The organism is Streptomyces sp. NPDC037301 (genome assembly GCF_055602785.1).
This window is the reverse complement of the sequence record NZ_JBVJWD010000010.1, coordinates 167,405-189,894: the sequence shown is the minus strand read 5'-3', so window position 1 is coordinate 189,894 and position 22,490 is coordinate 167,405. Positions and strand designations below refer to the sequence as shown.

20 protein-coding genes and 1 pseudogene are annotated in these 22,490 nt (G+C 69.5%); 11 read left to right on the top strand and 10 right to left on the bottom strand.

Going from position 1 to position 22,490, the window contains the following annotated elements:
• Positions 1–58: 58 nt before the first annotated feature.
• Positions 59–565: a cupin domain-containing protein gene (locus ACZ7IB_RS18840; RefSeq protein WP_470913656.1), complete on the top strand. Its 507-nt coding sequence runs from the start codon at positions 59–61 to the stop codon at positions 563–565.
• A 115-nt stretch (positions 566–680) separates the two neighbouring features.
• On the opposite strand, the gene ACZ7IB_RS18835 is transcribed toward ACZ7IB_RS18840, so the two are convergent.
• A complete protein-coding gene (locus ACZ7IB_RS18835; RefSeq protein WP_470913655.1) occupies positions 681–1,046 on the bottom strand; it encodes a nuclear transport factor 2 family protein in 366 nt (121 codons plus the stop codon).
• A 65-nt stretch (positions 1,047–1,111) separates the two neighbouring features.
• Between ACZ7IB_RS18835 and ACZ7IB_RS18830 the strand changes: the two genes are divergently transcribed.
• Both ACZ7IB_RS18830 and ACZ7IB_RS18825 read left to right on the top strand, forming a co-directional pair.
• Positions 1,112–1,846: a nucleotidyltransferase domain-containing protein gene (locus tag ACZ7IB_RS18830; RefSeq protein ID WP_470913653.1), complete on the top strand. Its 735-nt coding sequence runs from the start codon at positions 1,112–1,114 to the stop codon at positions 1,844–1,846.
• A 7-nt stretch (positions 1,847–1,853) separates the two neighbouring features.
• The gene (locus tag ACZ7IB_RS18825) at positions 1,854–2,501 is read left to right on the top strand and encodes a nucleoside/nucleotide kinase family protein (protein ID WP_470913652.1); all 648 of its coding nucleotides are present in this window, start codon (positions 1,854–1,856) and stop codon (positions 2,499–2,501) included.
• A 27-nt stretch (positions 2,502–2,528) separates the two neighbouring features.
• Here the strand turns inward: ACZ7IB_RS18825 and ACZ7IB_RS18820 are convergent, their stop codons facing one another.
• Positions 2,529–3,425, bottom strand: a complete 897-nt coding sequence (locus ACZ7IB_RS18820; protein WP_470913650.1) for a carbohydrate kinase family protein — start codon at positions 3,423–3,425, stop codon at positions 2,529–2,531.
• Positions 3,422–4,459, bottom strand: coding sequence for a pseudouridine-5'-phosphate glycosidase (locus ACZ7IB_RS18815; protein ID WP_470913648.1), 1,038 nt, complete (start codon positions 4,457–4,459; stop codon positions 3,422–3,424). Before ACZ7IB_RS18815 ends, ACZ7IB_RS18820 begins: the two co-directional genes overlap by 4 nt.
• A 142-nt stretch (positions 4,460–4,601) precedes the next feature.
• Between ACZ7IB_RS18815 and ACZ7IB_RS18810 the strand changes: the two genes are divergently transcribed.
• On the top strand, positions 4,602–4,979 hold the full coding sequence (locus ACZ7IB_RS18810) for a cupin domain-containing protein (protein WP_470913646.1): 378 nt from the start codon (positions 4,602–4,604) through the stop codon (positions 4,977–4,979).
• Positions 4,980–5,040: 61 nt separating this feature from the next.
• Here the strand turns inward: ACZ7IB_RS18810 and ACZ7IB_RS18805 are convergent, their stop codons facing one another.
• From ACZ7IB_RS18805 to ACZ7IB_RS18785, 5 genes and pseudogenes are all read right to left on the bottom strand, one after another.
• The gene (locus ACZ7IB_RS18805; protein ID WP_470913644.1) at positions 5,041–5,352 is read right to left on the bottom strand and encodes a zinc ribbon domain-containing protein; all 312 of its coding nucleotides are present in this window, start codon (positions 5,350–5,352) and stop codon (positions 5,041–5,043) included.
• A 148-nt stretch (positions 5,353–5,500) separates the two neighbouring features.
• Positions 5,501–5,812, bottom strand: a pseudogene (locus tag ACZ7IB_RS18800) (transposase); the annotation flags it as partial.
• Between the two features lie 687 nt (positions 5,813–6,499).
• A complete protein-coding gene (locus ACZ7IB_RS18795) occupies positions 6,500–7,867 on the bottom strand; it encodes an MFS transporter (protein WP_470913642.1) in 1,368 nt (455 codons plus the stop codon).
• 110 nt (positions 7,868–7,977) lie between these two features.
• Positions 7,978–8,520, bottom strand: a complete 543-nt coding sequence (locus ACZ7IB_RS18790; RefSeq protein WP_470913640.1) for a methylated-DNA--[protein]-cysteine S-methyltransferase — start codon at positions 8,518–8,520, stop codon at positions 7,978–7,980.
• A 59-nt stretch (positions 8,521–8,579) separates the two neighbouring features.
• On the bottom strand, positions 8,580–9,530 hold the full coding sequence (locus ACZ7IB_RS18785; RefSeq protein WP_470913637.1) for a glycerophosphodiester phosphodiesterase: 951 nt from the start codon (positions 9,528–9,530) through the stop codon (positions 8,580–8,582).
• A 215-nt stretch (positions 9,531–9,745) separates the two neighbouring features.
• Here ACZ7IB_RS18785 and ACZ7IB_RS18780 point away from each other — a divergent pair, with 215 nt between their 5' ends.
• The 5 genes from ACZ7IB_RS18780 (at position 9,746) to ACZ7IB_RS18760 (ending at position 16,883) form a co-directional block, all read left to right on the top strand.
• Positions 9,746–10,633: an MHYT domain-containing protein gene (locus ACZ7IB_RS18780; protein ID WP_470913635.1), complete on the top strand. Its 888-nt coding sequence runs from the start codon at positions 9,746–9,748 to the stop codon at positions 10,631–10,633.
• Between the two features lie 62 nt (positions 10,634–10,695).
• Positions 10,696–12,816 carry an excinuclease ABC subunit UvrB gene (gene uvrB / locus ACZ7IB_RS18775; protein ID WP_470913634.1) on the top strand — a complete coding sequence of 707 codons (2,121 nt, stop codon included), beginning with the start codon at positions 10,696–10,698 and terminating at the stop codon, positions 12,814–12,816.
• A 133-nt stretch (positions 12,817–12,949) separates the two neighbouring features.
• Positions 12,950–13,528 carry a TerD family protein gene (locus tag ACZ7IB_RS18770; protein ID WP_470913631.1) on the top strand — a complete coding sequence of 193 codons (579 nt, stop codon included), beginning with the start codon at positions 12,950–12,952 and terminating at the stop codon, positions 13,526–13,528.
• A 133-nt stretch (positions 13,529–13,661) separates the two neighbouring features.
• On the top strand, positions 13,662–15,614 hold the full coding sequence (locus ACZ7IB_RS18765) for a TerD family protein (RefSeq protein WP_470913628.1): 1,953 nt from the start codon (positions 13,662–13,664) through the stop codon (positions 15,612–15,614).
• Between the two features lie 264 nt (positions 15,615–15,878).
• A complete protein-coding gene (locus ACZ7IB_RS18760; RefSeq protein ID WP_470913626.1) occupies positions 15,879–16,883 on the top strand; it encodes a TerC family protein in 1,005 nt (334 codons plus the stop codon).
• A gap of 123 nt (positions 16,884–17,006) precedes the next feature.
• Here the strand turns inward: ACZ7IB_RS18760 and ACZ7IB_RS18755 are convergent, their stop codons facing one another.
• The gene (locus tag ACZ7IB_RS18755) at positions 17,007–17,663 is read right to left on the bottom strand and encodes an MBL fold metallo-hydrolase (protein WP_382898691.1); all 657 of its coding nucleotides are present in this window, start codon (positions 17,661–17,663) and stop codon (positions 17,007–17,009) included.
• A gap of 10 nt (positions 17,664–17,673) precedes the next feature.
• On the bottom strand, positions 17,674–18,363 hold the full coding sequence (locus ACZ7IB_RS18750; protein WP_470913623.1) for a maleylpyruvate isomerase family mycothiol-dependent enzyme: 690 nt from the start codon (positions 18,361–18,363) through the stop codon (positions 17,674–17,676).
• A 175-nt stretch (positions 18,364–18,538) separates the two neighbouring features.
• Here ACZ7IB_RS18750 and uvrA point away from each other — a divergent pair, with 175 nt between their 5' ends.
• Positions 18,539–21,601, top strand: coding sequence for an excinuclease ABC subunit UvrA (gene uvrA, locus ACZ7IB_RS18745; RefSeq protein ID WP_470913622.1), 3,063 nt, complete (start codon positions 18,539–18,541; stop codon positions 21,599–21,601).
• A 432-nt stretch (positions 21,602–22,033) separates the two neighbouring features.
• Positions 22,034–22,462 (top strand): Rieske (2Fe-2S) protein, encoded by a 429-nt coding sequence (locus ACZ7IB_RS18740; protein WP_327275843.1) that lies wholly within the window; start codon positions 22,034–22,036, stop codon positions 22,460–22,462.
• Positions 22,463–22,490 lie beyond the last annotated feature (28 nt).

Sequence of the window (22,490 nt, the reverse complement as noted above, 5' to 3'; positions counted from 1 at the left end):
GGGATGTCCTCGGGGATGTCCAGGACGCTTCCGGGACGCCGAGGCAGAGGAGTCGCACGTGAAGGTCGGCAGACAGCAGGGGAGCCGGGGGCGGCTGGTACGGCAGGGGCGACTCGCCAGGGCCCTGGTCATAAGCGGCTGCGTGGCCGCGCTCGGCTTCGTACCGTCGGCGGCCGTCGCCACACCCGGCAGCGGTGTGAGCGGCACGGTGGTCGCGAAGGGCACATCGGTGGGAAAGCTGAAGGTGAAGACCCCGAACGGCCGCACCGATGTGACCTTCCGGACCATCACCGTCGAGCCGGGCGGCTCCACCGGCTGGCACACCCATAGCGGCCAGCTGATCGCCGTCGTCAAGTCCGGGACGCTGACGCGCACTCTGGACGACTGCTCGGTCGAGGTGACGCCCGCGGGCTCGTCCTTCATCGAGCCGTCCGGATCCGCTCACCGCCACATCGGACGCAACCTGGGGACCGAGCCCGTCGTGCTCTGGGTGACCTATCTGCTGCCGGAGGGCAGTGCGCTCTCCGACGACGCCGACGCGGTGGACTGCGACGCGAAGAAGTAGCGAACGACGCCCGCCCACCGCCGGGACCGGCCGTCGGCCGGAGAGCGTCACGGCCGCCATGGGCACCGGCCGGCTGTCATCCGGGGAGAGTCTCGTCCGCCGCCGGCACCGGCCGTCAGTCGGCGAGCGTCTCCCCGTATGCCCCGAAGCCGGAGATCACCAGGCCGTCGCGGAAGATCAGCACCTCGTTCACGCGGCCGCCGATCTGGTTGCGGTAGTCGATCACCAGGGCATGGACGCTCACCCGGACGTCCACCACCTCGAACTTCAGCTCGGGGATGCGCTCCAGGGCCGCCGCCCAGTACGCCCGCAGCGCGTCCTTGCCGTGCACCGTGCCGGATGGATCACCTGTGAACCGCGCCATGACGGGTGAACTGAACGACACATCCTCGTGATAGTGCGTCAGGATTCGTTCCAGATCATGGGAGTTCCAGGCGTCCTGCCACTCGGCGGCGAACGTGCGGGCGAATTCGAGGTCCACGAAGAAGATCGTAGGAGGCGGACTCGCCGGGGACGGAGCGTTTTGAACGACCGGAACGGACGGCCATGAACGGGGAGAACCCGAAGGGCGAGGAGCGCATGGATGATCTCGACCCGGCGCGGCGCGCCGCATTCGCACAGGACCTGCTGCACGTACTCGCTGCCCACTGCCCCGGCTCGCGCGCGGAGCTGAAGGGCTCGCTCGCCCGTGGAACAGCGGATGCGTACAGCGACATCGACATTGCCTGGACGGTGCCCGACGACCGCTTCGCGGTGTGTGTCGTCGGCGCCCGGGGCGTGCTCGAAGCGGTCCGGCCCCTCGACTCCCTGCGTACGGACCCCGAGCTGCAGAACTCCCGCAAGCGGCGTCTGCTCTTCGCCGCGTTCCAGGGGCTTCCGCTCTTCTGGCGCGTGGACCTGGAGATCAGGGCGTCATCGGTCGCCCACCTGGCCGACCACGACCAGGACGACCCTGCGGCGCGCGGTGACGACTGGTCGCGGCCGGCGAGCGCCCTGGCCAATGCGGTCGCCGCCACAAAGGCCGTACTGCGCGGGCAGCCGCAGGCCGCCCAGAGGCTGCTGGAGCGCGGCTTTCGGCGCATCGACGCGCCGGACGGTGTCACCGGACAGTGGCTTGCCGACATCGGCCACCTTGCCCACACGGCCGCAGACCGAGAACCGGGATTGCGTCCGCTCGCCGACCGCGTGGTGCGCCTGGCCGAGAACCACCTGGCGGGGACCGACGAGGAAGAACCTCGGCGGCGGGACGGCCGACGCCGACGCACGAGGCCGGGGCGATGATGGATGCGTGCGATGTGAAGCGATCACCTGGGAGCGGCTGGCCGAGGCCTTCGCCGGGCACGCCGACGGTCTGAAGCCTGCCGACGCCGGCCCCTGGCTGAAGGTCGCCGTCGACGGTGCGCCGGCGGCCCGTACCGGGGAGCTGGCGGGGCTGGTCGCACAGGCGCTGCGGGTCCGGGGGCGTGCGGTGTTCGTCGTGTCCACCCAGGGATTCCTGCGGCCGGCGAGTCTTCGGTACGAGTACGGCAAGGAGGACCCCGACTCGTACTACGACAGCTGGTTCGATACGGGCGCGCTGTGGCGCGAGGTGTTCGGGCCGCTGGAGGCGGGCGGGAGCGGGCGGGTGCTACCCGATCTCTGGGATCCCGAGACGGACCGGGCCACTCGAAGTCCGTATCAACTCCTTCCCGAGGGCGGTGTGCTGGTGGTGCACGGCCCGTTGTTGCTGCGGCACTGGTTCCCGTTCGACCTGAGTGTCCATCTGCGGTTGTCGCCGGGCGCACTGCGGCGGCGTACCGAGGAGAGCGAGCGTTGGACCCTGCCCGCTTTCGCGCGGTACGAGGACGAGGTGGCGCCCGGCGACCGCGCGGATGCGGTCGTACGGGCCGACGATCCGCTGCACCCCGCCTGGACCGGGTGGGGGCAGGGCGGGTAGCAGGCCGGGTTCACCGAGCCGGGTGTGTCATGGACCGGGTCGGCCCCCCACGGTGGTGACCGCTTTCGCCGCCGACCGGCAGCCCGCTTCCACGGCCGAGGCGTCGTCCGCTCCCGACAGGAGCGCCGCGAGAAAGCCGCCGGTGAACGCATCGCCTGCGCCGGTCGAGTCCACGGCGCCCCGTACCTGGACCGCCGGGATGTGCCGGGTCACCGCGCCCGTGACGGCCAGCAGAGCTCCGCCCTCGCCGAGCGTGACGACCACCCGGGGCACCTGAAGGCTCAACTTGGCTGCGGCGTCCGCTGGTTCGGGGAGTCCGGTGAGCAGCCGGGCCTCGTCCGCATTGGGCAGCAGCAGATCCGTGCCCTCCACGGCTGTCAGGAACCGGTCGACGCCCAGCTCGGCGAGAAAGCCGGCCGAAGCAGGGTCGACGCTCACCGGGATCTGCCGTCGCCGGGCCTCCCGCAGAGCGAGCAGGGCCGTTGCCCGGCTCGTCGCGGCGAAGAGAAGGTACCCGGAGAGATGGAGATGGGCGACGTCGTCGAGCATCGACGGTGACCAGTCGTCGGAGGAGAGGCGGAGCACGGCACCGCTGTCGGTGAGGAAGGTGCGCTCGGCGGCGGAATCGACGAGGGCGACGACGGTGGCGGTCGGTACGTCGTCGTCCACGGCCAGCAGGCAACGTACCCCTGCCCGCTGCAGCGCGTCCCGGTGCCAGGCCGCACTGTCGGCGCCGACCCGGGCCAGCAGCCGTACGTCGCGACAGCCCGAACGTGCCGCCCAGCAGGCGACGTTGGCGCCCGCGCCGCCGGGGACGGTGCGGATCCGGGCCGAGGTGTCCGTGCCGTGGATCAGCGCCGTTGCGTGCCGGGCCACGACATCCGTGACCACGTCACCGACGACGAGAAGGCCGCCGTCGGTCATCGGCCGGCCGCCGGGTTCCGGTGCGATGTCGTGTCCTGCGCATTCGGCTGCGCTGCTGTGTCCGGTGCGCTCCGGTGCGCTGCTGTGTCCTGTGCGGCGGCGGCCCATGCGCCGGAGATCCGCGCGGCAAGCGATACGTTTGCGCGTACGGCCGCCAGATTGGCCTCCAGCGAAGCGCCCCCGGTTCCCCGCATCAGCCGGTCCAGCAGGAACGGAGTGACGGCCTGGCCCACGATGCCGTGCTCCCGGCATGCGGAAAGGGCCTCGGTCAGCACGCGGTCGTGGAGTGCGGGATCCAACTGGTCCTCCACGGATACGGGGTTGGCGACGATCAGCGCGGAACCGGGGCCGCCGAGCGCGTCCTGGGCCCGCATCACCTCCGCGACCTCCTCGGGCGTCCGCACCGTCCAGTCGACCGGTTCACCCGAGCTGTTCAGGTAGAAGCCGGGGAAGCGGTCGGTGCCGTACCCGAGCACTCCGACGCCGAGCGTCTCCAGGCGCTGCAGCGTGGCGGGGACGTCCAGGATCGACTTCACCCCCGCGCACACCACGGTGATGCCGGTCCGCGCGAGGAGCCGCAGGTCCGCGGACTCGTCCTGGGTCCGGGTCCACTCCCGGTGTACGCCGCCGAGGCCGCCGGTCGCGAAGACGCGCAGGTCCGCGTGTGCGGCCAGGAACGCCGTCGCGGACACGGTCGTCGCCCCGCTCGCGCCCGCCGCCAGCGCCGGTGCGAGGTCCCGGTGTCCCAGCTTCCGCATCGCCGGGTCCGCGGCGACCCGCTCCAACTGGGCTTTGTCCAGGCCGATGCGGGCCCGTCCGTCCAGTACGGCGATCGTGGCGGGCACGGCGCCCGCGGAACGTACGAGCCCTTCGAGTTCCTCGGCGACCTGCAGATTGCGGGGGCGTGGCAGACCGTGGGCGATGATCGTCGACTCCAGAGCCACGACGGGGCGGTGCGTGGCGAGGGCCGCCTGTACCTCGGTGGAGAAGGCGGGGGTGTAGGAGTGTGCGCTGTGCGATGCATTCAGTGACATGTCCACATCCCTGTCGCGGGCGCATCGGCCTCAAACGTGCGGCCCGGGCACCGGCCGCATCACCCGTCCCCTCCGCTCCCTCCACATGCTCTCCGGGTCCTGGTGCCGAGTCGCCCCGAAGCGGTCGCTAAGGTGACCGGCCATGACCACATTTGATCAAGCTCCTGCCTCGTTCGCCGTGCACATTCCGGACGCCGAACTCGAACCGGAACCGCTCGACCCCGCACAGATCGTCTCGGGCGAGCCCGTGGTGACCGGCAAGGTGCTCTGGGAGTCACCCGACGGCAAGCAGGTGCGCGGAATCTGGCAGATCACGCCCGGCGTGGTCACGGACACGGAGGCCAACGAACTGTTCGTGGTCGTCAGCGGGCGCGCGACCGTGGCGATCGAGGGCGGGGCGGCGTTGGAGATCGGGCCGGGGGACGCCTGCGTACTGCGCGAGGGCGACCGTACGACGTGGACCGTGCACGAGACGCTGCGCAAGGCGTACCACATCAGCCTGTCAACGACCCGGGACTGAGGCCCTCGGGCTTGCTGCTCGGGTCATCGATGGCTTCGATGGGTCCGGCTGCGTCCAGCTCTCACGCGATCAGCGTGAGAGCAGGGGCCGTTGACTCGACCCCGCAGACCCACCCGTACCACCCTCTGTGGGCGATGTTGTGGGACGAGTTGTGGTCCCCGTGCTCAACGAAGCCGCAGGACCGGCAGGCGAAAACGGCCTGGGAGGGCCGGTTGCCGCGTTCGACGTGATGACACTGCGAGCATTCCTGGCTGGTGTAGGCCGGATCGACATACACCACCGGCACGCCGGCCCGCTTGGCCTTGTAGCCGATGAAGGCGCCGAGCTGGGCGAACGGCCAGGAATGGAGCGTGGTGCTCCCCCAAGCTCTCAACTTCGTTCGAGCAGGGAGGTACCCCCTCGGGCTTTCTCAGCCGGGCCCGCCGGATACCGCCCAGGTCCTCCAGGGCGATCCCGCGACCGGTGCGTGCAGCCTCCGCCACGATCCGCTTCGCAATTTTGTGGTTGATGTCCTTGTTACGGCGGGCTTCCCTTCCCGCGTACTTCTTCGCCCTCCGCTTCGCGGACTTCGCGCCCTTCTTCTGCAGCTTGGAACGCAGAGCCCGGTCCTTGGCCCGCCTGCGGTTGATTCGGCGTCCGGAGTATTTGGCCCCGTCACTGGTGGCGGCGATGTTCACGATCCCGAGATCCACGCCGATAAAGGCGACCGGGTGCGCGTTCGGTTCAGCCTCGGGGATCTCGCAGGTCGCGATCAGATACCACTGCCCGCCCTCACACAGCAGGTCGGACTCACCCTGCCGGTGCCGGGCCAAGACCTCCAACTGTTCTGCCATTCCGGTGAAGGCCACGTTCTTCATCCGCCCGCCGATGGTCCAGATCGACACCGTACGCGCCTCGTGCTGCCAGGACAGCATCCGGTCGTCGTACGGCTGGGCTGCCCGGGGCCGGAAGACGACCGGCTTGCCCGAAGCCCGGGTATGACGCCTCGAGCCGGGGTTGCCGTAACGGCCGTTACGAAGGTTCCCGGCCAGGGTGGTGTAGGCGTCGCAGGTCTTCTTGATCGCATGCTGCGCGGCCTGCGCCCCAAGCCCCCACCTGGACTTGATCTCCTGGTAGGTCAGCTTGCGCAGGGGCAGGTTCTTGCGGACGCGCTCGTCGAAGGCCACCTGCGCGGCCCAGGTCGCAGCCTCGTTGTACGCGCTCAGGGTCGCCTCAAGCACCGACGCCTGCGCGGGCGTCGGCAGCAGCTTGACCCGCATCACCAGCTTCACAACCATGGACTCTAGTGCGCCAATCGCACAAACCAGCCGGGCCGGCACACCTACCGCCCGAACCGGCGATCTATCGCCCACGTGTTCGCTTCCGGTGTCCACCGCCTTTCTTGTCCGACTCCGCCGAGCGGCTATGTGGGCACTCCACGCCCGGTAGCGCGACGCTGCGGCGCTCCGCGCCACCCACCAAGGACGCGATTCCTCCCAGGACTGAAGCCCCGGGGTTCCTCGCGAGAATCCGCTGAAGCCTCAGACACCGGGGGTGGGTGCGGCGGGTGCAGTCGCTGCTGGCGCCGTATCCGGGGCTGCTGTTTCGGCGTGTGCCGCGGGTCGGGTGAGCGCTCTGCGCAGTGCCAGCGCCGCCATCGGCAGCAGCAGACATGCTCCGACCGCGTTCAGCCAGCCGTAGCTGGCCCGGGCGACGATCACTCCGGCGATCGCACCGCCGATGCCCGCCGCCGTGTTCATGGTCAGGTCCGACAGACCCTGCACGGCGGCGCGGGCGGGCTGCGGTACGGAGTCGGTGAGCAGCGCCGAACCGGCGACCAGCCCGGCCGACCAGCCGAGCCCGAGCAGGAACAGGCCTGCCGCCGTCTGACCGTGGCTGGGACCCGCGGTGCCGGCCAGCAGAGCGGCGCAGGAGAGCAGCCCGACCGCCAGACCGATCACGGCGAGCCGGCCGAACCGGTCGGACAGCCAGCCCATTACCGGGGAGAACGCGTACATACCCGCGATGTGCCCGCTGATGACCAGGCCGATCAGCTGGAGTCCCGCGCCGTGATGGCCCAGATCGACCGGGGTCATCACCATGATCGAGACCATCGCGGTGTGCGAGACGGCCACCGCCACCAGCGCCAGCCGCGCCATCGGGGACGCCCGGACCGCTGCGACACCGGCACGCAGCGAACGGCCTGCGGAGGACTCGTTGTCCTGCGGCGCCAGCGCCCGCGCGGTGAGCAGCGGGTCCGGCCGCAGCAGCACCCCGACGACCACGGCGGCCAGCAGGAAGATCCCGGCCGCGAAGAAGAACGGGCCCGCCTTCTCCGATATCGCGGTACCGCGGAAGACCTGCCCCACCGGGCCCGCGATGTTCGGCCCAAGAACCGAACCGATCGTCGTGGCCCAGATGACAGTGGAGATCGCCCGGCCGCGCCGGTCGGGCTCGACCAGATCCGCGGCGGCGAACCGGGCCTGCAGATTGGCCGAGGAACCGGCACCGAACCCGGCCATGCCGAGCAGCAGCAGCGGGAAGCTCTCCACGACGGTGGCCAGCACCACGAGCCCCGCGCCGAGTGCACCGATCAGATACGCCAGAACGAGACCGGGGCGTCGGCCGCGCGAGGTCATCAGCGCGGCCAGCGGCAGCGAGAGCAGCGCGGTACCCGTCACCGACGCGGTCGGGGCCAGACCGGACAGCGCCTCGGAGCCGCTCACCTCCGTGGCCAGGACCGGGGCCAGAGCGATACCGATGGGCACACCGAGGCCGCCGAGTATCTGGCTGGCTATGAGCACCGCGGACGTTCTGCGCCGCAATCCGGGCAGCTCGGCCGCAGTCACCCGGCCGGCGGGGTGGCCGGGCCCGGCGGGGGTGTCAGGTGCATCGGGGGTGTTGGTCACTGGCGCAGTGTGCCAGCCCGTACACAAGGTACGAAACCGGGTTCCGTCAGGACACGGACCGCACACGGACCCGGTGCCCCGGTGCGGGGAGTCGGGTCTCCACGACGGACTCAGAACAGTGGCTGGGGCAGTACGCCCTCCAGAGCCAGCAGCTTCCGCTTGGTTTCGAGGCCACCGCCGAACCCGCCGAGTCCGCCGTCGCTCTCCACCACCCGATGGCACGGCACCACCACCGGCAGCGGATTGGACCCCATGGCAGCCCCGACCGCCTGAGCCGCCCCCGGCTGCTCCACGCGCTCGGCGAGGTCCCCGTATCCGACGACCGCCCCGTACGGCACCCCGGCCGCCAGCTCGCGGAGCACCTGGCGGTTGAAGCCGGAGGTCAGCGACCAGTCCAGGTCGAGCGAGAACTCCCGCAACGAGCCCGCGAAATACGCCGCGAGCTGGCGTATCGGCTCGGCGAGCCGTGCGGAGCCGGGACTCTCCACCGGCTCCGTACCGAGTCGCGACCGCAACTGCCCGACCGCCTTCTCCCGCACCTCGGGACGGGCGTGGAAGACCACGCTCACCAGTCCCGCGTCGGTCGCGGCAAGCAGCAGCGGGCCGATGCCGCTCTCGACGACGGCCCACTCGACAACCCCGTTGCTGTTCATGGGAACCACCGTACGACCGGCCACTGACAACGGGCCGCGGCGACGGGGCGCCCGAGCTGTCAGCCCGTGGCCTCGCGCACCACATCGGGGGTGTTGGTGATGATCCCGTCGACGCCGAAGCCCGCCACCTTCGCCGCGGTCGCCGCGTCGTTGACCGTCCAGGCGTTGACCCGGAGCTTCTTGCCGTGTGCGCCCTTCAGCGCATGCACCGCCGTCACGTAGTCGGCGGAGATCGACGTGTACGAGGGGTTGATCTGGTCGGTGAACGCTGCGTACGAGGGCAGATCGGCCACTGCGGGGGTGCCGAGGAAGCCGGTCGTGACGTCCGGACGCTGCTGGTGCACCTTCTTCACACTGTCCGCGCCGAAGCTCTGGATGACGAGTCTGTTCTTGACGTGGTTGCCGTCGAGCCACCCCTTCTGGCTCAGCACCCGCAGGGTCTCCTTCTCGATGCCCGGGTAGATCTCCGGGCTCTTGATCTCCAGCAGCAGCTTCTGGTGGTTTCGCTCGATCCGGTCCAGGTACTGCTTGAGGGTCGGCACCCGGGTTCCGGCGAACTGCGGACCGAACCAGCTGCCCGCATCCAGCCGGGCGATCTCGGCGGCCGTGAAGTCCTTGACCGCCCACGGGGCACGGTCCGGGAAGACCTCCTCGACGTCGGTGGTCCGCTTCAGGTCGGTGTCGTGCACGACCACCAGCACACCGTCCTTGGTGAACTGGACGTCGTTCTCCACCCAGTCGAAGCCAAGTGCGTCGGCCTTGTCGACGGCGGCCAGGGTGTTCTCCGGCGCATAGGCCGAAGCGCCCCGGTGGGCGAAGACGACCGGGGCGCCCGGCTTCGCGTCCGCGGTCCGCGCGCTCACGGTCCGGATGCTCGTGCTTGTGCTCGTGTGCCCGACCGTGGCCGTGCCCCTGCCCGTGGTCTGTGTATCGGCGGTCGACATCAGCAATGCGCCGGCACCCATGAAGGCGGCGGCAGCGACGGCGGCGGTTGCGGTGCGTGCGTACACGTGTACTCCTTGCGTCAGAGTTACGGACGGGCCGAGAGTGGCAGCCGCCCTCCAACGAGGGACAGGCGAAGGATGGCCACAACGTGAACGCCGCTCTTGAGACCGGGTCACGGGCCGATTTCCATCTCGATAAAATGCAGCCCTTCTGTTTGTCTGCCGAGCCTCGCGTCTTAGGGTCACCCCCGAACCCGGGCTTCCGCGAAGGGCGTACGAGCATGCAGGGCACGATCGACGGTTTCAGCTACGGAGCGGTGACGCCAGTCGCGGCCTTCCTCATGGCCTGCCTCGGTGCGGCCCTCGGGCTGCGCTGTACGACCCGTTCGCTGCGCACCGAGCGTTCCTTCAAAGCCGGCTGGCTGGCCCTCGGCGCGACCTCCATAGGGTCCGGGATCTGGACGATGCACTTCATCGCGATGATCGGCTTCTCCGTCGAAGGGGTGACCATCAGCTACGACAAGCCGATCACCTTCGCCAGCCTCGCCGTCGCGATCGGCATGGTCGCCATCGGCATCTTCATCGTCGGGTACCGGGGCGCCACCCGTATGGCAATGGTGACGGGCGGCACCATCACCGGGCTGGGTGTGGCCACCATGCACTACTTGGGCATGGCCGGAATGCGTCTTGAGGGACAGTTCGAGTACGAAACGTTCACCGTGGCCCTCTCCGTCGTCATAGCCGTGGTGGCCGCCACGACCGCACTCTGGGCGGCCGTCTCCATCCATGGTTTCCTGCCCAGCCTCGGCGCCAGCGTCGTGATGGGCGTCGCGGTGAGCGGCATGCACTACACGGGCATGGCCGCGCTGAACGTCCATCTGCACCCCGGCGCCCTCGCCGACCCGGCTTCGGCTGACGGGTGGACCGCCCCTCTCCTGCCACTGTTGATCGGCCCCGGCTGCTTCCTGCTCCTTGCCGCGGTGGTCGTGATGTTCGACCCCCTGATGGTGATGGGCACTCCGGACTGGGACGATCCCAGGTCCATGAACGGGGCCGGACGGCCCCCCGGAATCCCGGCCCAGCGGCAGGTCCCGCGGTTCGGAACACATGCCGACCCGGCGTCGTTCCACTCCCGGCCGCGCGATCCCGCGCCGCCGGGAGAATGGTGACCTCGGCCCGGCACTGCGGCTGACCCGGCCCGGTTGTCAGCGGTGGGTCGTACGGTGGTTGCATGCGGCCCGTTTCGAAGATCGAACGTTCGGTGGCGCCTTTCGAGGTCGTCAGTCCCTACCAGCCCAGCGGCGACCAGCCCGCGGCCATCGCCGAGCTGGAGCGGCGCATCCGTGCGGATGAGAAGGATGTCGTCCTGCTCGGCGCGACCGGCACCGGCAAGTCGGCGACCACCGCCTGGATGATCGAGAAACTGCAGCGCCCCACCCTCGTGATGGCGCCGAACAAAACGCTCGCGGCCCAGCTGGCGAACGAGTTCCGCGAGCTGCTGCCCAACAACGCCGTCGAGTACTTCGTCTCGTACTACGACTACTACCAGCCCGAGGCGTACGTCCCGCAGTCGGACACCTACATCGAGAAGGACTCCTCGATCAACGAGGAGGTCGAGCGACTGCGCCACTCCGCGACGAATTCGCTGCTCACCCGGCGCGATGTCGTCGTGGTCGCCTCCGTCTCCTGCATCTACGGCCTCGGTACGCCCCAGGAGTACGTGGACCGGATGGTCCAGCTCAAGGTCGGCGACGAGATCGACCGCGACCAGCTGCTGCGCCGCTTCGTCGAGATCCAGTACAGCCGCAACGACCTGGCGTTCACCCGCGGCACCTTCCGCGTCCGCGGCGACACCATCGAGATCTTCCCGGTCTACGAGGAGCTCGCCGTCCGAATCGAGATGTTCGGCGACGAGATCGAGGCGCTCTCCACCCTCCACCCGCTCACCGGCGAGGTCATCAGCGAGGACCAGTCCCTCCACGTCTTTCCGGCCAGCCACTACGTCGCAGGCCCCGAGCGCATGGAGAAGGCGGTCAACGGCATCGAGCAGGAGCTGGAACAGCGCCTCGCCGAGCTGGAGAAGCAGGGCAAGATGCTGGAGGCCCAGCGGCTGCGGATGCGCACCACGTACGACATCGAGATGCTCCGGCAGATCGGCACCTGCTCCGGCGTCGAGAACTACTCGATGCACTTCGACGGCCGCTCACCCGGCACCGCCCCCAACACCCTCCTCGACTACTTCCCCGAGGACTTCCTTCTCGTCCTCGACGAGTCGCATGTCACCGTGCCGCAGATCGGTGCCATGTACGAGGGCGACGCCTCCCGCAAGCGGACCCTCGTCGACCACGGATTCCGGCTCCCCTCCGCGCTCGACAACCGCCCGCTGAAGTGGGAGGAGTTCCTGAGCCGGATCAACCAGACCGTCTATCTCTCCGCCACACCCGGGAAGTACGAGCTCTCCAGGGGCGACGGCTTCGTGGAGCAGATCATCCGCCCCACCGGCCTCGTCGACCCGGAGGTCGTCGTCAAGCCCACCGAGGGCCAGATCGACGACCTGGTGCACGAGATCCGCACGCGCGCCGAGAAGGACGAGCGGGTCCTGGTCACCACCCTCACCAAGAAGATGGCCGAGGACCTCACCGACTACTTCCTGGAGCTCGGCATCCAGGTCCGCTATCTGCACAGCGACGTCGACACCCTGCGCCGCATCGAGCTGCTGCGCGAGCTGCGCTCCGGTGAGTACGACGTCCTGGTCGGCATCAACCTCCTGCGCGAAGGCCTCGACCTGCCCGAGGTGTCACTGGTCGCCATCCTCGACGCGGACAAGCAGGGCTTCCTGCGCTCGGGGACGTCCCTGATCCAGACCATCGGGCGCGCCGCCCGTAACGTGTCGGGGCAGGTCCATATGTACGCGGACAAGATCACCCCGGCGATGGCGCAGGCCATCGACGAGACCAATCGCCGTCGCGAGAAGCAGATCGCCTACAACACCGAGCGCGGCCTCGACCCGCAGCCGCTGCGCAAGAAGATCAACGACATCGTTGCGACGATCGCCCGCGAGGAGGTCGACACCGAGCAGCTGCTCGGCACCGGCTACCGCCAGACGAAGGGTGCCAAGGCTCCCGTTCCCGCGCTGGGCGTCAAGACGGCAGGCTCCAAGAGGGCCGGGGGCACCGGCGCGGTGGTCACCGACCGGCCCGCCACCGAACTGGCCGGAATCATCGAGGAGATGACCGACCGGATGCGGGCAGCCGCCGCCGACCTGCAGTTCGAGGTGGCGGCCCGACTGCGCGACGAGGTCGGTGAGTTGAAGAAGGAGTTGCGTCAGATGCGGGAGGCGGGCCTCGCCTGACCCCGTCGCACCTGGTGTGTGTTGCAGGACCGACACAAAAACGCCCCACGCGGCCACGCGCTCGGTGTGACTGCGTAGGGTGCTGGAAAACCGCGCACGGACGGTTGCGGGGCAAGCGGAGAGGGGACAGCGCGTGACGGTCAATATGACCAAGGGGCAGGCCATCAGCCTGCAGAAGAGCGACGGGGGGACCCTGACCGCGGTACGGATGGGGCTCGGCTGGCAGGCGGCGCCGCGCCGCGGTCTGTTCGGTTCACGTACGAGGGAGATCGACCTCGACGCTTCGGCGGTGCTGTTCGCCGACAAGCAGCCGGTCGATGTGGTCTTCTTCCGTCACCTCGTCAGTGACGACGGCTCGGTCAAGCACACCGGGGACAACCTGGTCGGCGGCGCCGGTTCGGGCGGCGACGACGAGGCGGTCCTCGTCGATCTGCAGCGGGTGCCGGTCCACATCGACCAGATCGTCTTCACGGTGAACTCCTTCACCGGCCAGACGTTCCAGGAGGTGCGACACGCCTTCTGCCGCATCGTCGACGAGACCAACGGCCAGGAACTCGCCCGCTACACGCTGGACGGAGGCGGGCAGTACACGGCCCAGATCATGGCGAAGGTGCACCGTTCGGGGAACGGGTGGCAGATGACCGCCCTCGGCAACCCGGCCAACGGCCGCACCTTCCAGGACCTGATGCCGGCGATCCTGCCGCACCTGTAGGCACGGCCGGACCAGCCGGTCGACATCGGTACGCGCAGCTCCCGGAGGCATCGGCCGCCGGGAGCTGCACCACATCGCGCCGCACCGCACGACACCGCACCACGCAGCGGCAACTCATCGAGGGGACAGGGCAATGACGGCCGAGCTGGTCCGGGGGCAGAACCACACCTTGCCCCAGACCCGTCTGGAGATCCGGGTATCGGCCGGCACGCCCGTCGTGGCCGGTGCCACGCTCGGCGACGAGGACGGCACCGTGCACGGCACCGAGTGGGTCGCCCACCCGGGATCGCCACAGCTGCCCGGGCTCGAGGTGTCCGGACAGGCCGCCGCCGAACACCGGCTCGCCGTGGACCTCGACGCCCTGCCGCTTTCGGTGCACCGGCTCACCGTGCTGCTGGCCCTGCCCACGGGCGTCGGCGGACCGGTCCGGTTCGGCGCGGTCGCCTCACCGTTCGTCGCCGTCACCGGGCTCGAAGGCAGCGAGATCGCCACCTTCACCCTCACCGGCCTGGACACCGAGTCCGCCGTCACCGCCCTGGAGCTCTACCGCCGCCAGGGTGCCTGGAAGGTCCGCGCCGTCGGTCAGGGCTACGCGGGCGGCCTCGCCGCCATGCTCGCCGACCAGGGCCTGACGCAGGCGGCCGAGCTGGCCCACTCGATCCAGGACGCCGTCGCGCGCGCGATGGCCCGCTCGGTCGCACCGCCCCCGCCGCGCACCCCGGACGGTGACCGGGTCGGTCACGGCACGGGCCCCGTACCGCCCTCGGACGGCCGACGGCCTCCCGTCGCACCGCCGACGGCCACCCAGCCCCCCGAGCCGCTCGCCGAGCCCACCACCCCGCCGTCCGCGGCCACGACCGGCGGCCCCATCAACTACGCGCACCCGCGCCGCCAGGCATCCGCACCCCCGCCGCCCCCTCCCACCGCCCCGCCCGCCGAGCCGGGCCACGCCGCCCGGCCCGTCGCCGGGGACGCGACCGGCTGGTCCATGGAGGAGCGCCTCTACAACCAGATATGGGGCATGTTCGAGGACCTGACCCGCACCACCGCCGCGTACCGCAGCGCCGTCGAGTTCGCGGAGTCCCGCATGGACCAGGAGCTCGACCGGACCCTGTCCGACCCGCGCAACCGGATCGGCGGCGCCGGCGACCGGGCCCGCGAACAGGCCCGTGCCAAGCGCGACGAGCTGACCGCCCGGGCCCGCGAGGTCCTCGATCGCGACCTCGCCCAGCTCGCCGCCGAGTCCGCCGTCGTGGAACCCGCGCTCCCCGCCGCGTACGCGGGATGGGACAACCCCGTCTGGCACGCCTACCGCGTCCCGATGGAGATCCCGATGGCGCTGCGCATCGGCGACCTCCATCTGCCCGAGAGCCCCGACCTGCGAATCCCGCTACTGGTCCGGCTCCCTCTGGAGCGCGGGATATGGGTCGACAGCGGCCGTACGGCCTCCGAGGCCGCAGCCCTGATGGACACCGCCCAACTGCGCCGCCTGGCCATGGAGAACGCGGTCGCGCACGCGGCCCGGCTGCTGGCCGTCTATCCGGCCGACGAGTTCTCCGTCCATGTCATCGACCCCGCGGGCTCGGCGGCCGAAGCGCTCGCCCCCCTGGTCGATTCCGGGGCCCTCGCCGGGCCGCCCGCCGCCGGAGCCGGGGGAGTGGCCTCGGTCCTCGCGCAGCTCACCCGGCGCGTCGACCTGGTGCAGATGGCGATCCGGGCCGGCGCCGCCGATTCGCTTCCGCCGGACCTCGACACAGGCGAACAGTTGCTGATCGTCAACGACTTCCCGCACGGCTTCGACGATCGGGCCGTCACCCAGCTGCGCTACCTCGCAGACGAGGGGCCCTCGGTCGGCGTCCATCTGCTGATGGTCGCGGACCGCGAGGACGCCGGCGCGTACGGGCCGGTGCTCGACCCGCTGTGGCGCTCGCTGCTCCGGATCACCCCGGTCGCCGACGACCACCTGGCCGATCCCTGGGTGGGCCACGCCTGGACGTACGAGCCGCTGAGGATGCCGCCCGGCAGCCGGGTCCTTGAGCAGGTGCTCGCCAGGGTGGCCGCGGCCCGCCACCCCCGGCGCCCCTGAGACCTGGAGCGGAAGCGACTACGTATTAGCACCCCTGACCTGCTCTTTTGAAAGATTTTTACCCTTCCCTTTACCTTTCCTTGGTGTTCCCTGTATTGTTCTTTGGGCGGAGGGGAGTACTCCCATACGCGGCGTGCCCGTCAGTACGGACTGTGACCGGTCCCGGGGCGCCGGCCCGTGGTGCGCAGCCCGTGCGCCAGGGTGGAAGAGACCTCCGGCAGCGACGACGCTGATCAGTAGCCGTAGCGAACTGCCGGAGGCGCAGTGGACGTTTCATGGACCCTCTGGGTGCTGACCATTCTTGGTCTGTCAGCCCTTATTGCCGTCGACTTCTTCATCGGGCGCAAACCCCATGACGTGACGACCAAGGAAGCCGGAATCTGGACGATCATCTGGATCGCGCTGGCCGCGCTCTTCGGACTCGGCCTGCTGGTCTTCGGTGAGAGCCAGGCGTCGGGCGAGTTCTTCGCCGGCTTCATCACCGAGAAGTCGCTCAGTGTCGACAACCTCTTCGTCTTCGTCCTGATCATGGCGAAGTTCTCGGTTCCCTCCCATCTCCAGCAACGGGTGCTGCTCGTCGGTGTGCTGATCGCACTGGTGCTGCGAGCGATCTTCATCGCTGCCGGTGCCGCCGTCATCGCCAACTTCTCCTGGGTCTTCTACATCTTCGGCGCGTTCCTGATCTACACCGCCTGGAAGCTCATCCAGGAGGCGCGGGCCGACGAGGAAGAGGAGGAGTTCGAGGAGAACCGACTCCTCAAGACGATCGAGCGCCGCTTCGGGGTCGCCGACCGGTACCACGGCACCAAGCTCTTCATCCGTAACAACGGCAAGCGCGTCCTGACGCCGCTGATGGTCGTCATGCTCGCCATCGGCACCACCGATGTGCTGTTCGCCCTGGATTCCATCCCCGCGATCTTCGGCCTGACCCAGGACCCGTACATCGTCTTCACCGCCAACGCCTTCGCCCTGATGGGGCTGCGGCAGCTGTACTTCCTGATCGGCGGGCTGCTGAAGAAGCTGGTCCACCTCAGCTACGGCCTCTCGGTCATCCTCGGCTTCATCGGCGTGAAGCTGGTGCTGCACGCACTGCACGAGTCCGGAGTGCACGTCCCCGAGATCTCCATCCCGGTCTCACTCGGCGTCATCTGCGGCGTGCTGGTGATCACCACGATCACCAGTCTCATCGCCAACAAGAAGCAGGAGCAGGCCGAGGCGGCCGCGGAAGCGGACAGGGCCACGGACAAGGGCTCCAGCATCGACGCCTGACCGCGGCGGACGGCCCGGCGGCCGTCCGGCCGGGCAGGAGCCGGCACCGGCCGGGGCGAGCAACTGTCCGTTGCCCGCCCCGGCCGGTGTCTGTACGGGTGGAGAGCGCCCCTGCGGCTGCCGTCACCAGCCGCGGGCGCGCCACTGCGGCAGCTGCGGACGCTCGTCGCCGAGGGTGGTGTCGTGACCGTGGCCCGGATAGACCCAGGTCTCGTCGGGCAACTGGTCGAAGAGCTTGGTCTCCACATCGTGGAGCAGGCTCGCGAAGGCCTCGGGATCCTTGTGCGTATTGCCGACCCCGCCCGGGAAGAGGCAGTCCCCGGTGAACAGATGCGGGGCGCCGTGCGGGTCGTCGTAGATCAGTGCGATGGAGCCCGGGGTGTGACCGACGAGGTGGCGGGCGGTCAGGGCGACCCGGCCCACCTGGATCGTGCCGTTGTCGTCGACCAGGACATCGGTCGGGACCGGGATTCCCTCGGCGTCGTACCGCCCGGCGTACGTACGCGCGCCGGTGGCCGCCACCACCTCGCCGAGCGCCTGCCAGTGGTCGCCGTGCCGATGGGTGGTGACGACGGAGGTGATGCCGTCGTCACCGATCAGCTGCAGCAGGGTCCCGGCCTCGTTGGCCGCGTCGATCAGGAGCTGCTCGCCGGTGGCCCGGCAGCGCAGCAGATAGGCGTTGTTGTTCATCGGGCCGACGGCGACCTTGGAGATCATCAGATCCGTCAACTCGTGTACATCCGCACGCCCGCCGACCTTGACCGTTCCGCTGTACGTCATACGTCTCAGCCTATAGCGGGGGCAGCGCGGGAAGGGGGCCGCCTTCGACGGTCAGTGCCGAGCCGTCACGGCGTCCGCAGAGCCAGCCGAGCAGCTCGGGGGCCGTACCGCGGACCGTGACAGGACCGCCTTCCGCGCCGCCGCCCGTCGTCCAGGTCCGGCCCTTGTCGTCGGCCGCGCCCGTGGACACGACATCGGGGTGCCCGCCGAACCGCTCGGCGAGGAAGTCGATCTCCCGTGTGACGAACTCGTCCGGGAGATCCTCCAGCTCGTAGCCGATGCCCAGGTCGACATGGTGCAGCTCGACCTCGACGCGGCGGCGGAAGGGGATCCGGGAGGCCGAGTCGGTCACGCCGTTGCGCATCGTGACCGTGCGGGACCAGTCAGCCGGAGCCGAGGCGGCGGCCACGAAACGGGCCGCGCTCTCGGCCAGGTCGGCCAGCTGCTCGGCCTTCGGCCGGGTTGCGTCGCGCTCGATGTCGCGGTCGCGGGTTTCGCTGTCTGCGTACATCGGCCGGCCCTGGAGAACATTTACGAGCGCGTCGGCGTTACGAGAGAGGTGCGCAACGACATGGCCGCGGCTCCAGCCCGGCAATCGCGACGGCTCGGCGAGTGCGGAGTCGTCCAATTTCCTGGTGGCGCTGAGCAGCCGATCAGTCGCTTCACGTACGGCGTCCAGGTCGTGAGCATGATCAATCATGAGGCTGAGCCTAGCCCCGCCACTCATTCGGGTGAAGGAGTCTGCGGCCGTCCGTAAATCGAATGCGCGTGCTATACGCTCGGAGTCGAAAGCTTCGTACATCGCTGTGGCGCCCCCCATACCCTGGGACAGGGGCTCAGTTCCCCCACTTCTCTCCAGAAAGGTGCGGACCGGCGTGGCCGACCGTCTCATCGTCCGTGGCGCTCGCGAGCACAACCTCAAGAACGTCTCGCTCGACCTCCCCCGCGACTCCCTCATCGTCTTCACCGGGCTTTCCGGGTCGGGCAAGTCGTCTCTCGCGTTCGACACGATTTTCGCCGAGGGGCAGCGACGCTACGTGGAGTCCCTCTCCTCATACGCCCGCCAGTTCCTCGGCCAGATGGACAAGCCGGACGTCGACTTCATCGAGGGCCTCTCGCCCGCCGTCTCCATCGACCAGAAGTCGACCTCGCGCAATCCGCGCTCGACGGTCGGCACCATCACGGAGGTCTACGACTACCTCAGGCTGCTCTTCGCCCGGATCGGCAAGCCGCACTGCCCCGAGTGCGGCCGTCCCATCTCGCGCCAGTCGCCGCAGGCCATCGTCGACAAGGTGCTCGGTCTTCCCGAGGGCAGCCGTTTCCAGGTGCTCTCGCCGCTGGTGCGTGAGCGCAAGGGCGAGTTCGTCGACCTCTTCGCCGATCTGCAGACCAAGGGCTACAGCAGGGCCCGGGTCGACGGCGAGACCATCCAGCTCTCCGAGCCGCCCAAGCTGAAGAAGCAGGAGAAGCACACCATCGAGGTGGTCATCGACCGCCTCACGGTGAAGGACAGCGCCAAGCGCCGGCTGACCGACTCGGTCGAGACCGCGCTCGGACTCTCCGGCGGCATGGTCGTGCTCGACTTCGTCGACCTCCCCGAGGACGACCCCGAGCGTGAGCGGATGTACTCCGAGCACCTCTACTGCCCGTACGACGACCTCTCTTTCGAGGAGCTGGAGCCGCGCTCCTTCTCCTTCAACTCGCCCTTCGGTGCCTGCCCCGACTGCACGGGTATCGGTACGCGGATGGAGGTCGACCCCGAGCTGATCGTCCCCGACGAGGAGAAGTCGCTCGACGAGGGCGCGATCCACCCCTGGTCGCACGGCCACACCAAGGAGTACTTCGGGCGGCTGATCGGTGCGCTCGCCACGGCCCTCGGATTCCGTACGGACATCCCGTGGGCCGGGCTGCCGCAGCGCGCCAAGAAGGCCCTGCTCCACGGCCACAAGATCCAGACCGAGGTCCGCTACCGCAACCGCTACGGCCGCGAGCGCGCCTACACCACCCCCGCCTTCGAGGGCGCGGTGCAGTTCGTCAAGCGGCGGCACTCGGAGGCCGAGAGCGACTCCAGCCGGGAGCGCTTCGAGGGCTATATGCGAGAGGTGCCCTGCCCGACCTGTGAGGGCACCAGGCTCAAGCCGATCGTCCTCGCGGTCACGGTGATGGAGAAGTCCATTGCCGAGGTCTCCGCGATGTCGATCAGCGAGTGCGCCGAATTCCTCGGCCGGATGAAGCTGAACGCCCGCGACAAGAAGATCGCCGAACGGGTGCTGAAGGAGGTCAACGAGCGGCTGAGGTTCCTGGTCGACGTCGGCCTCGACTACCTCTCGCTGAACCGCGCGGCAGGCACTCTGTCCGGCGGCGAGGCCCAGCGCATCCGGCTCGCCACACAGATCGGCTCCGGCCTGGTCGGCGTGCTGTACGTGCTGGACGAGCCGTCCATCGGTCTGCACCAGCGGGACAACCACCGGCTGATCGAGACCCTGGTCCGGCTTCGCGACATGGGCAACACGCTCATCGTCGTCGAGCACGACGAGGACACCATCAAGGTGGCCGACTGGGTCGTCGACATCGGCCCCGGCGCCGGTGAGCACGGCGGCAAGGTGGTCCACTCCGGATCGCTCAAGGAGCTGCTGGGCAACGGCGAGTCGATCACCGGGCAGTATCTGACCGGCAAGAAGTCGATCGCGATGCCCGACATCCGGCGCCCCGTCGACCCGTCACGCAGGCTCACGGTGCACGGTGCCCGGGAGAACAACCTCCAGGACATCGACGTCTCCTTCCCGCTCGGCGTGCTCACGGCCGTCACGGGTGTCTCGGGTTCCGGAAAGTCGACGCTGGTCAACGACATCCTCTACACCCACCTGGCACGCGAGCTGAACGGCGCCAAGTCGGTGCCCGGCCGCCACACCCGGGTCGACGGGGACGACCAGGTCGACAAGGTGGTGCACGTCGACCAGTCACCCATCGGCCGTACGCCCCGGTCCAACCCGGCCACGTACACCGGCGTCTTCGACCATGTCCGCAAGCTGTTCGCGGAGACGATGGAGGCGAAGGTGCGCGGCTATCTGCCGGGCCGCTTCTCCTTCAACGTCAAGGGCGGCCGCTGCGAGAACTGCTCCGGCGACGGCACCATCAAGATCGAGATGAACTTCCTGCCGGATGTGTACGTCCCGTGCGAGGTCTGCCACGGAGCGCGCTACAACCGGGAGACCCTGGAGGTTCACTACAAGGGCAAGTCCATCGCCGAGGTGCTGGACATGCCGATCGAGGAGGGCCTGGAGTTCTTCGAGGCCGTTCCGACGATCGCCCGTCACCTCCGCACGCTCCACGAGGTCGGCCTCGGATACGTCAGGCTCGGCCAGTCCGCGCCGACGCTCTCCGGCGGCGAGGCGCAGCGTGTGAAGCTTGCGAGCGAGCTGCAGAAGCGCTCCACCGGCCGCACGGTCTACGTCCTGGACGAGCCGACCACGGGTCTGCACTTCGAGGACATCAGCAAGCTCATCAAGGTGCTCTCCGGGCTGGTCGACAAGGGCAACTCGGTGATCGTCATCGAGCACAACCTCGATGTGGTCAAGACCGCGGACTGGGTCATCGACATGGGCCCCGAAGGGGGCAACGGGGGCGGTCTGGTCGTCGCCGAGGGAACCCCGGAGCAGGTCGCCGGGGTTCCGGCCAGCCACACCGGCAAGTTCCTCCAGGGCATCCTGGACCCGGACCGGGTGAGCGAAGCCTCGGTGCCCGCGGCACGTAAGCCCGTGCGGAAGGTGACCGCCACGAAGAAGGCGGTCGCCGCGAAGTCGGCCCCGGTCAGGAAGACGGCCACGGCCAGGACGAGTGCGGGCCAGGTCGCCAAGTCCGCTACGGCCAAGGGCACCAAGACGGCTGAGGCGAAGAAGCCCGCGGCGAAGAAGGCGACCCGCGCGCGCAAGGCCTGAGCGCCGAAGCGGCGGCCCCCGGAAACCGGAGGCCGCCGCTTCTGTCGGTACGGCGCGCCTCTCGCCACAGGCCCCCGGTACGGCAGCGCGCCCACCCGAGCTCGGTGAGGCCTGCGCCGCCCCCACCCCCCACCCCCACCCCCGCGCCCGCACGTCCCCAGGTACCCCGGTCCGACCGCTCGTCCCAGGAGCGGCCCGGTCCGCCCGTGCGCCCCTGCTCCTACGCCCACGTGCCTCCTGTCCAACCGGCACTGGCCCCCTGACCAGGGACAACCGGACTTGGGTGGCCCGGCCACCGACCCCCCGATCTCCGCCGGTATCGTCGGTTCTGTCACCGATGGCTCTGATGCCCCCGGGTACCCCTGGTGCTTCCGGGGCCTCAGCTGCCCCGGTAACCCCTCTGCACCCTTACCTCTGACCAGTGGAGACCGCATGCCCGGCCAGCCCGCCGCCCGCCGTACCGTGCTGAAGGGTGCCGCTCTCGCCGGCGCTGCCGGGCTGGGAGTGGCCGCCTGCTCGACCGAATCGAAGCTCGGTCATGCCGAGACGCCGACGCCGACCGCCCCCGTCCAGCTCGGCGCGGCGGAAGAGATTCCGGTCGGCGGATCCAAGCTCTACCGCGACCAGCGGGTCATCGTCACGTGCCCGGCCAAGGGCCAGTACAAGGCGTTCAGCGCCCAGTGCACCCACGCGGGCTGCCTGCTGGACAAGGTCGAGGACAACGTGGGGAACTGCCCCTGCCACGGCAGCCGCTTCGATACGACGACCGGCAAGGCCATGCACGGCCCGGCGACCGCGCCGCTGCCCTCGGTCCCGGTCAGGATCGAGGGCGGAAAGCTCGTCGCGGGCCCCGAGGCCTGACGCCCTGCCGGGGACGGACTCACTCCCA